The organism is Pseudoalteromonas sp. S3260, assembly GCF_005886925.1.
GTDB lineage: Bacteria > Pseudomonadota > Gammaproteobacteria > Enterobacterales > Alteromonadaceae > Pseudoalteromonas > Pseudoalteromonas tetraodonis.
This window is the reverse complement of the sequence record NZ_PNCV01000153.1, coordinates 1-14960: the sequence shown is the minus strand read 5'-3', so window position 1 is coordinate 14960 and position 14960 is coordinate 1. Positions and strand designations below refer to the sequence as shown.

Below are 14960 nucleotides of genomic sequence, written 5' to 3'. Positions count from 1 at the left end.
AGTACAAAAAAGCCGAGGTTGATTAAATCAATCTCGGCTTTTTAATGCCTATGTAATTAATAGGCTTAATTTGTTTCTGCGCGCTGGCGTAATACTTCAAATAAACAAATACCGGTTGCAACCGATACATTTAAACTTGAAACCGTGCCCGCCATTGGAATTTTAACGAGTACATCACAGTGCTCACGGGTTAAACGGCGCATACCCTCGCCTTCAGCTCCCATCACAATCGCCATTGGGCCTGTTAAGCTGGCATCAAACACATGTGTGTCGGTTTCACCGGCTGTGCCTACAACCCATACACCTGCGTCTTTTATTTCGCGTAATGTACGTGCAAGGTTAGTAACCTGAATAAGCGGTACTGTTTCAGCTGCGCCACAGGCCACTTTACGTGCCGTGCCATTAAGCTTTGCTGACTTGTCTTTAGGAACTATCACCGCATGAACACCGGCAGCATCGGCGCTACGTAAGCAGGCACCTAAATTATGCGGATCGGTAATGCCATCAAGTACCAGTAAAAACGGGGTGTCTTCGCGTTCAATGATCTCATCAAGATCTTTTTCGTTAAACACACGTGCCGCTTTCACGTTGGCGATAATGCCTTGATGTTGTTCATCTTTCGCTTTGTTATCAAGCGCTTTTCGTTGCATAAACTGTACTGAAATACCAAACTGACGCGCTTGCTCAATCACTGGCGATAAGCGCTTATCATCACGTCCTTTAAGGGCGTATATTTCTATAAAACGCTCTGGCTCTTTTGCCAAAATTGCTTCAACAGAGTGAAAGCCAAAAATTAATTCATTACTCACGAATTGTTTGCTCCTGGGCTACTACGTTTACGGGCATTTTTACCTGGTCTTTTAGGCTTTTTGACCGCTTTCTTTTTGGTTTTTTTCTTAGCGGTGGTGTCATCCGCTTTTACTTTTGATTTACTCGCTGATTTGCCTTTTGCAGCAGGCTTTTTACCCGCCTTTGGCTTTTTGTCATCACTTGCTGACTTTTTACCCGGGATTTTACCGGCTTTAAGTTGCGAGCGAACGCACGCTGGAGCATTTTTTTTAGGTGCACGACGACGCGCATAACGATCTTGAGCAACATCGCCTTTAAGCGTTAAGTTTATACGACGATCATCTAAGCTTACCGAGGCAACCTGCACAGTGACTTTGTCGCCTAAACGATAAACCGTATGTGTGTGCTCACCCACCAAACAATGTTTAGCTGCATCATGCTGGAAATATTCATCACCTAAATTAGTAACATGTATTAATCCATCAATTTGTAAGTCATCTAAACGAATAAATAAACCAAAGTTAGTAACCGATGAAATAACCCCGTTAAACTCCATGCCTACATGATCTTGCATGTATTCACATTTTAACCAATCGGCTACTTCACGGGTGGCATCGTCTGCGCGGCGCTCAGTGGTAGAACATTGCTCACCAAGTTGATCGACTTCATCATCGCTGTAAGCGTATTCACCAGAGGTTTGCTGCCCTTGTGCTTTTAATACCGCTTTAATTGCACGATGCACCACTAAATCTGGGTAACGGCGAATTGGCGAGGTAAAGTGCGCGTAAGCCGATAATGCTAAACCAAAGTGACCTATGTTATCTGGCTGATAAACCGCTTGCTTCATTGAGCGCAGCAGCATAGTTTGAATAAGTTCAGCCTCTGGGCGGTCACCTAAACGAGCCAATACATGAGTGATTTCTTTCGGGGTTGGTTCATCACTTAGCGTGCTTTCAATCCCCAGCTCAGTTAAAAACTGAGTAAAGTTACCCAGCTTTTCGCTATCGGGCTCATCATGTACTCGATACAGTGCGCTGGCTTCATGTTTTTCCAGTAATTTAGCAGCCGAAACATTGGCTAAAATCATACATTCTTCAATGAGCTTATGCGCATCGTTACGAATAACTGGCACAATTGATTCTATTTTACGCTGTGCGTTAAATACAAAACGAGTTTCGAGTGTTTCAAACTCAATGGCACCACGCTCTTGGCGCGCTGCTTTTAATGCCATGTACATTTGCTGTAAGTCAGTTAAATGTGGCACTACAGCTGCGTATTCTTTACGTAGCTTTTCATCGTTTTGTAAAATGGCATTTACTTTGGTGTAAGTTAAACGTGCATGTGAGTTCATCACCGCTTCGTAAAACTTATAACCTGACAGCTTACCCTCTTGCGATACGGTCATTTCTGCAACCATACAAAGGCGATCAACCTCAGGGTTAAGCGAGCACAAACCGTTAGACAATACTTTTGGCAGCATTGGAATAACTTGCTCAGGGAAATACACTGAGTTACCGCGCTCTATCGCTTCTTTGTTAAGCGGCGTGTTCATACCTACATAATGGGATACATCGGCAATGGCTACCCATAAGCGCCAGCCACCTGACTTTTTAGGCTCACAATAAACAGCGTCATCAAAGTCGCGAGCGTCTTCGCCATCAATAGTGACAAGTGGTAAGCCGCGTAAATCAACTCGACCTTGTTTATCGGCTTCTTCAACAAATTCACCTAAGTGGGCAACTTGCTGTTCAACCTCTTCAGGCCATACGTGTGGAATATCGTGATTACGCAGCGCAACTTCAATTTCCATACCCGGCGCTAAATGCTCGCCCAGTACGTCGATAACTTTACCTACCGCATTCATATTACGGCTTGGATTTTGGGTTATTTGCACTTGCACCATTTGGTTATGACGCGCGCCTTTTTCGTTACCCGGTAGGATAATAATGTCTTGGGTAATGCGCGGATCTTCAGCCACAACAACGGCAATACCATGCTCAACAAAATAACGCCCTACAATGGGTGCGCGCTCGTTAGTGAGTACTTTGATGATGCGTGCGTCGCATTTTGAGCCTGAGCCGCGTTTAGTGCCTTTGGCAAGAACGATGTCACCGTGTAGCACCATATTCATTTGATGCTTGGCAATAAACCAATCTTTGCTCTCGCCTTCAACTTCTAAAAAGCCAAAACCGTCTCTGTGGCCGACTACTTTGCCTTTGGTTAAACCGGCTTCGTCAATCAGGGCATAACATTTAAATTTATTAAAATACAGCTGCCCATCACGCTCCATGGCGCGAAGTCGGCGCTTAAATGCTATTTGTCGTTCTTCATCGTTGACTGCGAGTTCTTCACATAGTTGTGCGTAGTTAGCAGGTTTGGAACGCTCTTGCAGGTGAGTAAGTATAAACTCACGACTAGGGACTGGGTTTTCGTACTTTTCTTGTTCTCGACTGAGATTTGGATCTTGGTTTGACATTCACTATCTTGTTAGTTGGTTATGTAAGTATTTTAACTCATATACTCGCAATGAGACAGGTAAAAGCCATTAAACTTTTAATAAAGCGTTATTACCTTTTGCATTTTGTGAAAATATAACTAAATAACGCTTAACATGTACTTAATTTAAGAGCTTAAAAGTGAGTAAAATAGCAGTGCTGATGTTTACTCACTTTTTAAAAACCACTTACTTTTGCTGTAAGTTTTTCCACAGCAAATTACTTATATCTTCGATAAAACTCGGATCTTGTTTTACCATAGTATCGAGTATTGGTTTGTTCATTTGGGTTTTGTTTTGAGAGTATATCCAGCGATTTTTATTAAAGCTTTGCGCAAACTCTAACACACCCGTTTGCAAGGCTTGTTCATCAAAAAAGGTGGCCTCTATAACGTTATGTTGTAATAATTTTTGCGCATCAACGCGCTCACCGGTCATGGCTAAACGATTAAAAAATTGCTGATCTATGGCTTTATTAATAATAGGAAACATAGACGGTACAAACGGCACTAATACATCGACTTCGGGGAAGCAAAAGAAGCCTTTGTCTGATTTCATAAATCTAAAATCACAGGCACACGCCAGTACCGAACCATTACCATAACTGTGGCCGTTTAGCGCGGCAATAATAGGCATAGGAAAAGTTACAATACGTTTAAACAAGGCACCTATCGAGTTCATAAAATCGGCAATTATTTGTGGTGTGTTGTCAGGGTTTGCCATCCATTGTAGATCAATGCCTAAAGACCAACTTTTATCGCTACTTGAGGTTAGCACCACCGCTTTAATATGCTCGTTAGCCTCAATCGTATCTAGATGTTGATTAAACTCGTTTATAAAGGTTGGATTATGGCGGTTTTCTGCTGTATTCATAGTAAGGATAGCCGTGCTTCCTTGCGTGGTAATTTCTATTAATGCTGTCATTAGACCCTCATTTAGTGCTTTTAGCTGCGCTTTTGGCACTTTTCGTTACTTTTATAGTTATAAACAGCATAGTAACGCGTAGTTTTGATTTTACAATCGCTATTACACTTAAAAAATTAATCCCCTAAATAATTGCATATTAATTATTAAGGCTTTTAAAAATTTCATCTTAAGTAATTAATAGTAATGTTAAACTGCATTAAAAGCAGCGCAAGGAAACGTCATGCAGTCCCAACAACAAAGCTTAATTTACTTACACATTGCCGTCCTTTTATTTGGCGGTACCGCCTTATTCGCAAAGCTAATTGGTTTAAATGCATTAGATATTACCGCTTATCGCGCGGCTATCGCTGGGCTGGCAATTTGTGTGCTACTAACTTTGCAAAAAAAACCAATTAAGCTGCATCGCGCTAAAGATTATGTGATTGCCATTTTATTAGGCGTTGCCGTAGGTATTCACTGGGTAACCTATTTTGCAGGCATGCAATTGGCGGGAATTACCGTGGGCATGTTAGCCTTTTTTACCTATCCTGTGATCACGGTATTTTTAGAGCCCCTATTTAATAAAAGTAAGCCCAAAACAAAAGATATAATAAGTGCTGTGGTGGTGATTTTTGGCATTTATTTATTGATCCCTAACGTTAATTTAGGCGATGACATCACTTTAGGTGTTGTGACGGGCGTGGTATCAGCATTATTTTTTGCTCTTCGTAATATTACTCATAAACGCTACTTTAGCGAGTATGGTGGACCGCAAACCATGTTTTACCAAACCTTAGTGGCAAGCCTGATGCTGTGTGCTTTTATTGAAGTGCCCATAACAGAAATTAATGATACTGATTTAATATTGCTGCTTATTGCCGGTGTGGTGTTTACTGCGATGCCGCATTCGTTATTTGCAGCGAGTTTAAAACATTTATCAGCAGCGACCGCTGGATTGATTTCTTGCTTACAGCCCCTTTATGGCACAATACTGGCTATAATTATTCTGCACGAACGCCCCTCAGTGATGACCCTGATTGGTGGCGCACTGATTGTTAGTGCTGCGTGCTTTGAAACTTGGTCAATTTCACGGAAAAAGCAGCCATGAAAATATTTGCACATAGAGGCGCAAGCACACACTTCCCCGAAAATACGCAAAGCGCCATTATAGCGGCGTTAAAAGCGAATGTAGATGGCATTGAGGTTGATGTACAAAGCGCGCTTGATGATTACGTTATTATTCATGATACCTACCTCGATAGAACCACTAATGGCAAAGGCAAAGTGTGCGACTTTAGTGCCCAGCAAATTAAACAGTTTGATGCGGGAAATGGTGAGCAAGTGCCTACCCTACAACAACTAATTGACTGGAATAGCAACCAAACCTTACTTAATTTAGAGCTAAAGCATACCTTTGAACTTGAAAAGTTTGCAACCGTGCTTGAAAGTAACATTGCGAACAAAAAAATAAACGCAGACAATATTTTAGTTTCATCATTTAATCATCATCAACTACACTGGCTAAAGAGCCGTTTACCGTGGCTTAAAATTGGCGCACTTACTGCATCAATTCCATTGCAGTATGCAAAGTTTGCACAAGACTTACAGGCCTTTAGCATTCATATTGACAAAAACTTTATGAACAAACCGTTTGTAGACGATGCCAAAATGCGCGGTTTACAAGTATTTGCTTACACCGTAGATGAAGTCGAAGATATTAAACTGATGCTTGCCTGTGGTGTTGATGGTATTTTTACTAACGACCCTGAACGAACTAAGCATTATTTAGCGCAATTAAATGAACTATAACTAATTATTTAATTGCCATTTATGCTATAAAAACAATAATTTAGTAGGTCACTATTTAATGAGTAGCTACATGCGTATTTATAATTTTTTAGAACAAACACTGTTTTATACTTTAACCCGAAAAATAGTTGGGAATTTAAGTTTTGTATTTTTATTTCAAGCTATTACATTATTTTGGTTACACAGTAGCCTCTCTGAAAATCAACAAAGCACAGGGCTATTTTGGGCATTAACCCTGCTGATTGTTGCCGGTTTTATATTTACTATTTTTTATATGCGCTTTTTAATTGTGCGCCCGGTAAAAGCAATGCGCGATACGTTGATTAATATTAATCAACAAGATGCCAACTTAGCTGCCAAACTTCCTCATTTTACTTTTGATGAATTTAGAGATTTAAGTGAACAATATAATCAGTTTACTACGCATTTAAACAGCTTATTAAGTACGACCTACAGCAGCGCTCAGGAAAGTGTGCAGAGTAACAGCCAAGTAACGCAATCAATGCAACACACTGAACAATTGAGTGAGCAGCAAATTAATTTAAGCCACACTATTATTAATGCCAGTAATCAAATTACCCAAAGCCTGCAAGATATAGTAAGTAACACTGATAGCGTACATCAGGTAAATAATGAACACCTTAGCTTTGTTAAGCTCTCTGCAAGCGAACTGTCTAAACTGGTTGAGCAGGTGAGGCTTATTAATGAAATGCTGGGTAGTTTTTCTAAAACGATTGCAGGCTTAAAAGAGAATAGTGAAAACATTCGTAGCATTTTAAAAATGGTAGAAGAGTTTTCTGATCAAACTAATTTATTAGCGCTTAATGCGGCAATTGAAGCAGCGCGGGCCGGAGAGGCAGGGCGAGGTTTTGCCGTGGTTGCCGATGAAGTTCGTACCCTATCGGTTAAAGTAAGTGATGCAACCCGCCAAATTAGTGATTTTATTACCCAAATGAATGAGCTCGTTAATGAAACGAATAAAGAGTCAGAGCAATTAATAAACCACTCAAATAATGCGCAAACATCAATTGACACCACCTCTGATGGGTTTGGTAAAATGCTCAATGAGTTTGAACTTAATCAACAACAATTGCAGCAAATAGCCAATGCCGTACACTTGCTCGAAGATACCCAAAACCAAACGCATGAATCGGTTGAGCAAATTGTGGCGCTAGGCGAACAAGCCAAGCAACAAATAGATACCGCATTGCATGATTCTGAACAATCACAAAAGCTAAGCCAACAAACCCAACAACAGTTAAAACGCTTTGTAGATTAGGCAATAACAATTTCACCCAAGCCGCGATTATGCTAAATTAAGCGGCTTGTCATTTAACTATGTGAAGTATGTGAGCGACGTAAAACCAAACTATGAACAGCTAGCCCAGCAAATAAAATTATGGGGCCAACAACTTGGCTTTAGTGAAGTGGGCATTACTGACATTGATTTAACTAAGCATGAAGCACAGCTTCAGCGTTGGCTTGATGCAGGGTATCATGGTTCAATGGATTACATGGCTGCACATGGAATGAAACGCGCCCGCCCTAGCGAGCTAGTCCCTGGCACGCAACGAGTTATTTCAGTAAAAATGAATTACCTGCCGCCAGATTCAGGCTTTGCCAAAAACCTTAAAAATAACGAGAAAGCCTATATCAGCCGCTATGCGCTTGGCCGTGACTATCACAAATTAATGCGTAATCGGCTCAAGCAATTAGGTAAAAAAATTGAACAGCAGGTAGGTGACTATGGCTTTAGGCCTTTTGTTGATTCAGCGCCAGTGCTTGAGCGTCAATTAGCTGAAAAAGCAGGGCTTGGCTGGCGAGGTAAACATTCTTTATTAATAAATAAAGAGGCGGGTTCTTGGTTTTTTTTAGGCGAGTTATTTGTAGATTTACCACTGCCTATTGATGATGAAAACACGTTCGAAGGTTGTGGTAAATGTGTTGCCTGTATAACCCTTTGCCCTACCGGCGCTATTGTAGAACCTTATGTGGTAGATGCACGTAAATGCATATCGTATTTAACCATAGAGCATCAAGGGGCTATTCCAGAGCAATACCGAACCTTAATGGGTAACCGCATTTATGGTTGCGATGATTGCCAGTTAGTGTGCCCATGGAATCGCTATGGACAAATTACCGACGAGCAAGACTTCCACCCCCGTACACAATTAAAAAATAAAGACTTACTCGCGTTATTTGCCTGGGATGAAACTACCTTTTTAACAAATACCGAGGGCAGCCCTATTCGGCGCATTGGCCATGAGCGTTGGTTACGAAATATAGCGGTTGGCTTAGGTAACGCAGATTTTAGCCCAGCGATTATTCATGCACTTGAAGATAAACGCAAAACGGTCAGTAACATGGTGAATGAGCACATAGAATGGGCACTTACCCAGCAACATGATAAACAAAGACAAAAGCTGCGCAAAACAGCACGGCTAATACGGATTGTTGAAAAAGGCCTACCCAGAGACGCGTAAGCCTATTGCCTAAAAAAACGCGACATAATGTCGCTGATACAAGCTATCTGCCTAACCGTAGCGACGAGTTTAGCCCGACTAATTCAACTTGGCAGCCAATTAGTTCTAATAACACTTTTAAGCGCATAGCAATCATGCTACTGCTATCAATAATAAGTATTTTTCTCGCCATTTAGACACACTTTAAAGAGTTAATTAAACACCTTTTCAGCATAGTCTAGAATTTTTGGTTTAGCATAATCACCTACGTAAAAGTGAATTTTGCAGCCTTTTGTTATGGTACTAGGTTAAATGCTTACCAAAAATAGTCAGGCTGTACAGCTGATTGTCCATTCTTGCTACGTTAGGCAGCTCTCCCCATACTGCAAAATCAAAATGCTTAAATAATTTAATGCTCGGTTCGTTGTGACTAAAAATAAACCCAAGTAATACTTCGATATTAAGTTGCTTGGCTTGTTGTTGTGCAAATTGCATCAGCTTTTTACCCAACCCTTTTCCTTGGGCTGCTGCCGTAATGTAAATGCTTAACTCAACGGTGCCATCGTAAGCTGGGCGACCATAAAACGATTTATAACTAAGCCACGCTAATACTTGGTTATTCTCACAGTAAACAAAAATAGGGCGTTGAGCAGTATGGCTATCAAACCAAGGTTGTTTATCAGCGACGGTCACCTCTTCGGTATCGGCGGTGACCATTCGACTAGGGATAGTTTCATTGTAAATAGCAACAATGGCAGTTAAATCATCAGGTTTTGCTAAACGTATAGTCATAGAAAATAAAGTAAAATTGATCAATTTAGCCTATAGTAGCGTATGATAAGTTACATAAATACTCTAAAAACGCACTTAAGGTAATAGCATGATAAAAAAAATAATACTTGGTTTAACCCTCGCGTTAAGTTGTGTTTCGCTAAATACATATGCCGCAGACTCGCCCGCCCCTTCATTAGATGCAAACACCTGCAATGACTTCACGAATGTTTCACTTAGAAAGTTGCGCTCAACTGAAACCATTAACTTATGTGATTTTAAGAACCAGCCTCTTTTAATTGTTAACACTGCGAGTAACTGCGGTTTTACGCCGCAATTTGAAGGTTTAGAAGCGCTTTATAATAAATACAAAGACGAAGGCTTGGTGGTATTAGGCTTTCCATCAGATGATTTTTTTCAAGAAGAGAACGATGAAAAAGATACCGCAAAAGTGTGTTATGTAAATTATGGTGTTACCTTCCCTATGCTGGCCACCAGCGCAGTACGTGGTAGTGACGCAAACCCTATTTTCAAGCATTTAAACGCCCAAACCAGTTCACCAAACTGGAACTTTTATAAATACGTGGTATCGGCCGATCGCAAAACGATTACGCGCTTTAACAGCCGCGTAGCACCGGATTCGGCAAAACTAGAAAGCGTAATCAAAAGTGCATTTTAACTTTGTGTTTTCAGTTTAGCCTTACTAAGATGTTGCTATCAAATTTAAAAACTAAACTTACAGGTAGGAGAACTTATGGCAGTTGCAAGTGCAAGGCACATACTCGTAGACAGTGAAGCACAATGTTTAGACCTTAAAGATAAAATTGAGCAAGGTGAAGACTTTGCAGAGCTCGCTAAACTGCACTCTAATTGTCCATCAGGCCAAGATGGTGGTGCATTAGGTGAGTTTGGCCCAGGTATGATGGTGCCTGAATTTGACAAGGTGGTATTTTCAGCGCCGCTAAATCAAGTACAAGGCCCTGTACAAACACAGTTCGGTTACCATTTATTAGAAGTAACCAGCCGCTCAGAGTAAGCAAATCGATTTATTAATAAAGCCGCATCAGCGGCTTTTTATTTATGTGGAGTTGGCAAAAGCCCCATTATGCAACTATTTGGCTCTATTCCTTCCCCTTATGTTCGCCGCGTTAGAATCTGGGCAGAACAAAATAACTGTGCGCTTGAGTTTATAAATCTCGATATTTTTTCTAAAGACGATCGGCCGTTGGTGGTCACAAAAAATCCAGCAGCCAAAATCCCTATATTGGTCGATGACACGCTTACCCTAAGTGATTCAAATACCATACTGCGTTACTTACTTGAAAAAACCCAGCAACCCCCACTTACATGGCCTCAAGAGCATTTTTTAACTAGCATCAATGCCTGCAATGATTCATTGGTTGAGTTATTGATATGTCAGCGTTCTGGGTTTGACACGCAAGCTGATAAACTATTTTTTAATCTGCAAAATGAGCGAATTGCGCAAACATTACACTATTTAAATGAGCATTTATGCGATGATGAATTTAAAAGCTGTGAATGCCTCAACATCAGTTTATACTGTTTACTTGATTGGATATGCTTTCGTGAACTCACTGATTTTAGCGCGCAGCCGCAGTTAGTTAAGTTTTATGAAGCGTTTAGTCAGCGTCAAGCGGCTAAAAATACCAACCCTCGACTCAAATTTTAAAAGGTGGATACATGAGCGATATCGAAATTGAATCACAACTAGTTAGCTTTGTAGAAAAAGTACGTGTTAGTGAGCAGATCTGGGCACTGGGTGCCGATGATGGTGGCTTTGTTGTATGTGAGTCAAATCAGTTTGACGACACCGATGTACTTTTACTGTGGGAATCACAAGACGCAGCACAAGCACAATGTAAAGAAGAGTGGCAAGACTACAGCCCTGTAGAAATAAACCTTGATGAGTTTTTAGATGATTGGGTTGAAGACCTAAAATCTGATGATGCATTAGTGGGTTTAAATTGGAATGACGATCAAGTGTGTGTAGAAATTGAACCGGTAGGTTTAGCTCGCGCGCTAAGCGAATAAGTTTTAGGCGTTAGTTCGCTGACATTATCCCAACTAACAGCAACGGTTAGTTGGGGTATAAAAATAATAAAAACTGTCAAGGTAATACGTTGAAAACCCATCTTGGTCGTCGTCCATTTTCAGCTATGGAGCTGCATACGCTCTATAACGGATATATTTATAGTGATACACGGCTTGCCCGCGAACAAGCTAAACACTGGCATTTCTGGCTGCCCTTAATTGCTTATTACAGTGGCGCTTACAGTGATGAAATTGGCTGCTTAACCCTTGATGACCTAATATTTAAAAATAATATTCTCTGTTTTAGTTTTCATACCCACGGTAAAATTAAGCCACGTTTAGTGCCTGTTCATCACGCCCTTATTAGTGCCGGATTTAATGACTATTTAGCTTATGTAAAAGCACAAAATCACTCCCGTTTAATGTTTGATCTTCCCGCTAAAACAGGGCGCTATAGCGAAAAAGTGCGCATATGGTTTTCAGGAGAGGGTGAACGCGCAGGATATTTGCAAAAATGTGCAATTCCTTCGGTGGATCAACTCGGTATGAAAACCGCCATTAGTAGTTTACGGCTTAACTTTGAACAGCAAATTCGTATTTATGCCCTGCAAGCAGGCAACAAAGACTGCTTTAATTATTTAATGGGCTTTAATGATTACCCTCATGATAACTTTAACGATATAGCCTTGTTAAATAAGGTGCTACAACAGATCCGGGTTATCAATTCCCATATTCATTGGCAGCGGTTTTTAGCCCGAGATAGCCACTGACAAACTTTGTTACTCTTTTCCTTAGCGATCTGCGCTTACTCTAGTAAAAAAAGCTGTTAAGATGAAGTGCCGTCTATATGACTGTTTCTAACAACAAAAAATCTAGGGATAACTATGTTTTTAAAAAGCCTCTTAACCGTGAGCGTTGCGCTTGCGATGAATGCTGCTCATGCTAACGAATTCGTCATTGAAAAACTCGCAAAGCCAAGTTCACAAAAAGTCGCTTTAACGCTCGACCCAAGTCAGGATACCTTTACAGGAATGACCGAGATCAGCTTAGAAGTGCTCAAACCAACACACTACATTGAGCTCAATGGTGTTGATTATGCAACTAAAATGGTGCAACTACTAGGTGAGCAAAACTGTGATTTGAACAGCGAAATGCTTAAAACAGGTAAAGTTAAATTTAGCTGTGAAGAGCAAATTCAGCCAGGTAAATACACCTTAAAAATAGATTTTTCAGCGCCTTATAACCGCCAGAGTGTGGGGTTATATAAAACCCTAGATCAAGGCGTTCCGTACTTGTTCACGCAATTTGAAATGAGTGATGCGCGCCGTGCATTTCCGGTGTTTGACGAACCAAGCTATAAAATTCCGTTTCAGTTAACCATTACCGCCCCCACCTCACAAAAAGTGTATTCAAATACACCTGAGCTAAAAACGACGGTGAATGGCGATATGACCACCCATTACTTTGATAAAACGCCACCAATTCCATCTTACTTAGTGGCTATGGCTGTAGGTCCATTTGAAGAGCTAGAAATTAAAGGCATGCCTATTCCTGGGCGTGTGATCACCCCACAAGGTAAAATTCATTTAGCGCAATATGCAAAAGAGAACATGCCTAAAGTACTGGGCGCACTTGAAGAGTACTTTGGTATTCCTTATGTATATAAAAAGCTAGATTCAGTGGCTGTTCCTGAATTTCCGTTTGGCGCTATGGAAAATTCAGGCTTAGTGACTTACCGCGAAGATATTCTTCTGGTTGACTTAGAAGCTGCAACGCGTAGTAAAAAACAACGTAATGTCTCTATTATTGCCCATGAATTAGCTCATCAATGGTACGGTAACTTAGTGACTATGAAGTGGTGGAACGACTTATGGTTAAACGAGGCGTTTGCAAGCTGGATGGCGGCAAAAATTACTAAGCAGCTTAATCCTGAGTTTGAATCACACCTAGATTTACCACAAAACAACGTAATGGCGTTAGATGCACGTTTAAGCACTAAGCCAATTCGCAAACCAATTAAAACCGAAGCCGATATTATGGATGGTTTAGGCCTTGCCTACAGCAAAGGCAGCTCAGTACTGGCGATGGTTGAAAACTGGATTGGCGAAGAGGCATTTCAAGCTGGTATTCAGAACTACTTAAAAGAATTCTCCTATAAAAATGCAGAAGCTGCCGATTTATGGGAAGCACTTGGTAAAGCATCCAACAAAGATGTAGCGAGCGTTTTAAAATCGTTTATTGAACAGTCGTCATTCCCGCTAATTAACGTTAAGCAGCAAGGTAAGAGCATTACGATTTCGCAAAGTCGTTTTGCCAATGCCGGTGTTGAAGCCCCGGCTCAACTTTGGAATGTACCGGTTGCGATTAAATATGGTGCTGGCGATAAAGTACAAACAGCCAATGTATTATTAAATAAACAAAGCCAAACGCTAGCATTAGACTTTGAACCAGAGTGGATTTATCCAGATCAAGGCGCGCTAGGTTATTACCGTTGGGTAATGGATGATGCGCAATTTAATGCGCTAATAGATAATGCAGCTACGGTATTAAACGACCGTGAACGCTTAGCCCTATTATCGGCAACAGATGCCCTACTTGATGCCGGTGTCATTTCAGCGGCTAAATTAATGCAAACGCTAGAAGTATTTGCCAGCGATAGTCATCCGCGTGTTGCTAACACTGCTTTAGGTTATTTAGCGTCACAGCAGCGTACTTTTAAAGACGATAGCAATAAAGATTTATGGCCTACGTTTATTCAAAATGCGGTGATGCCTGCCGCTAAAAAATATGGCCTAGAAGCAAAAATGGGCGAAGATGGCGCAGTAGCTCAACTTCGTGCCGCGGTGGTATCACGCTTAGGGTTTGATGGTGAAGATAAAAATGTGATCAATAAAGCCAAACAGCAAACACAAACTTACTTAAACGATCCACAAAAGGTAGACCCTTATTTAGCAGGTACTTATTTACGTCTTGCAGCTTTTCATGGGGATAAGGCGTTGCTAGATCAGTTTATGACAACCTTTAAAACCACCAAAGATCCACAAGTGCGTACCAATATGCTGGCCGCAATGGGTTACTTTGGTAAACCTGAACTACAAAAAGCGGTACTGGCGTATAGCTTAACAGACGAAGTAACGGCTTCTGATATGCGTACTATTTTATCGGGTCAAAGTTACACCGATGAACGCCAAGCACTGTTTATTGATTGGATTTATAGCAACTACGATAAAGTAACAGCAAGCTTGCCACCATTTTTTGTGCCTAACTTACCTTACTTTACTACCGCCAGCTGTGACGCTGACAGTTTAGCTACAACGCAAAGTTTCTTTGACGCTAAACTGGAAGCTGTACCCGGTTATGCGCGTACGTTAAGTAAACTTGCAGAGAGCACCAATGACTGTATTGCACTTAAAAACCGTGAACTGAAATCAGTCAATAGCTTTTTAAATAGCAAATAAGTTAAAGTTTAAAGGATGGCGGGCTGCGGGCGACGAGTAACGGGCCGAAAACCTCAAACTCGGGCTAATGGCTGATGTTTTCTCATTTACTTCTCATTGTCTTCTCTTTGTGTAATAAGATCTTAAAAAATTTATTCACAAAGAGGTTAAGAGGCGCTGCGCTTTTAGAGGTAGTAATTAAAGACAAAGGTTAAAGGTCGGAGTTTTTCAAGTTAGTTG

The 14960-nt window shown here is 40.9% G+C and carries 15 protein-coding genes; 10 read left to right on the top strand and 5 right to left on the bottom strand.

Features of this window, described 5'->3' with window-relative positions; all coding sequences use genetic code 11:
• Window positions 1-65: 65 nt before the first annotated feature.
• The 3 genes from rlmB to CWC14_RS17335 form a co-directional block, all read right to left on the bottom strand.
• Window positions 66-809 (bottom strand): 23S rRNA (guanosine(2251)-2'-O)-methyltransferase RlmB, encoded by a 744-nt coding sequence (gene rlmB, locus CWC14_RS17345; protein ID WP_008112440.1) that lies wholly within the window; start codon window positions 807-809, stop codon window positions 66-68.
• Window positions 806-3265 (bottom strand): ribonuclease R, encoded by a 2460-nt coding sequence (gene rnr / locus CWC14_RS17340; RefSeq protein WP_138564136.1) that lies wholly within the window; start codon window positions 3263-3265, stop codon window positions 806-808. The genes rlmB and rnr overlap by 4 nt, the downstream gene beginning before the upstream one ends.
• A gap of 207 nt (window positions 3266-3472) precedes the next feature.
• Window positions 3473-4207, bottom strand: a complete 735-nt coding sequence (locus CWC14_RS17335) for an enoyl-CoA hydratase/isomerase family protein (RefSeq protein WP_171036870.1) — start codon at window positions 4205-4207, stop codon at window positions 3473-3475.
• A 223-nt stretch (window positions 4208-4430) separates the two neighbouring features.
• Between CWC14_RS17335 and CWC14_RS17330 the strand changes: the two genes are divergently transcribed.
• The 4 genes from CWC14_RS17330 to queG all read left to right on the top strand — a co-directional run bounded on the left by CWC14_RS17330 (window position 4431) and on the right by queG (window position 8481).
• Window positions 4431-5297: a DMT family transporter gene (locus tag CWC14_RS17330; protein ID WP_024601220.1), complete on the top strand. Its 867-nt coding sequence runs from the start codon at window positions 4431-4433 to the stop codon at window positions 5295-5297.
• Window positions 5294-5998 carry a glycerophosphodiester phosphodiesterase gene (locus CWC14_RS17325; RefSeq protein ID WP_138564132.1) on the top strand — a complete coding sequence of 235 codons (705 nt, stop codon included), beginning with the start codon at window positions 5294-5296 and terminating at the stop codon, window positions 5996-5998. Before CWC14_RS17330 ends, CWC14_RS17325 begins: the two co-directional genes overlap by 4 nt.
• A gap of 58 nt (window positions 5999-6056) precedes the next feature.
• The gene (locus tag CWC14_RS17320; RefSeq protein WP_138564130.1) at window positions 6057-7277 is read left to right on the top strand and encodes a methyl-accepting chemotaxis protein; all 1221 of its coding nucleotides are present in this window, start codon (window positions 6057-6059) and stop codon (window positions 7275-7277) included.
• Window positions 7278-7347: 70 nt separating this feature from the next.
• Complete coding sequence (gene queG / locus CWC14_RS17315; protein ID WP_138564128.1) at window positions 7348-8481, top strand: tRNA epoxyqueuosine(34) reductase QueG; 1134 nt, start codon at window positions 7348-7350, stop codon at window positions 8479-8481.
• A 43-nt stretch (window positions 8482-8524) separates the two neighbouring features.
• Here the strand turns inward: queG and CWC14_RS19945 are convergent, their stop codons facing one another.
• Together CWC14_RS19945 and CWC14_RS17310 are read right to left on the bottom strand one after the other, a co-directional pair.
• Window positions 8525-8653 (bottom strand): response regulator, encoded by a 129-nt coding sequence (locus CWC14_RS19945; RefSeq protein ID WP_262976636.1) that lies wholly within the window; start codon window positions 8651-8653, stop codon window positions 8525-8527.
• 110 nt (window positions 8654-8763) lie between these two features.
• On the bottom strand, window positions 8764-9252 hold the full coding sequence (locus CWC14_RS17310) for a GNAT family N-acetyltransferase (RefSeq protein WP_013464075.1): 489 nt from the start codon (window positions 9250-9252) through the stop codon (window positions 8764-8766).
• Between the two features lie 88 nt (window positions 9253-9340).
• On the opposite strand from CWC14_RS17310, the gene CWC14_RS17305 reads away from it, so the two are divergent.
• The 6 genes from CWC14_RS17305 (at window position 9341) to CWC14_RS17280 (ending at window position 14741) form a co-directional block, all read left to right on the top strand.
• Window positions 9341-9910, top strand: coding sequence for a glutathione peroxidase (locus CWC14_RS17305; protein WP_138564126.1), 570 nt, complete (start codon window positions 9341-9343; stop codon window positions 9908-9910).
• A gap of 75 nt (window positions 9911-9985) precedes the next feature.
• The gene (locus CWC14_RS17300) at window positions 9986-10267 is read left to right on the top strand and encodes a peptidylprolyl isomerase (RefSeq protein WP_008114778.1); all 282 of its coding nucleotides are present in this window, start codon (window positions 9986-9988) and stop codon (window positions 10265-10267) included.
• Window positions 10268-10336: 69 nt separating this feature from the next.
• Window positions 10337-10921 (top strand): glutathione S-transferase family protein, encoded by a 585-nt coding sequence (locus CWC14_RS17295; RefSeq protein WP_138564124.1) that lies wholly within the window; start codon window positions 10337-10339, stop codon window positions 10919-10921.
• An 11-nt stretch (window positions 10922-10932) separates the two neighbouring features.
• Window positions 10933-11283: a DUF2750 domain-containing protein gene (locus tag CWC14_RS17290; RefSeq protein ID WP_013464070.1), complete on the top strand. Its 351-nt coding sequence runs from the start codon at window positions 10933-10935 to the stop codon at window positions 11281-11283.
• 89 nt (window positions 11284-11372) lie between these two features.
• Window positions 11373-12053, top strand: coding sequence for a site-specific integrase (locus CWC14_RS17285; protein ID WP_024601197.1), 681 nt, complete (start codon window positions 11373-11375; stop codon window positions 12051-12053).
• Window positions 12054-12167: 114 nt separating this feature from the next.
• Complete coding sequence (locus tag CWC14_RS17280) at window positions 12168-14741, top strand: M1 family metallopeptidase (protein WP_024601198.1); 2574 nt, start codon at window positions 12168-12170, stop codon at window positions 14739-14741.
• Window positions 14742-14960 lie beyond the last annotated feature (219 nt).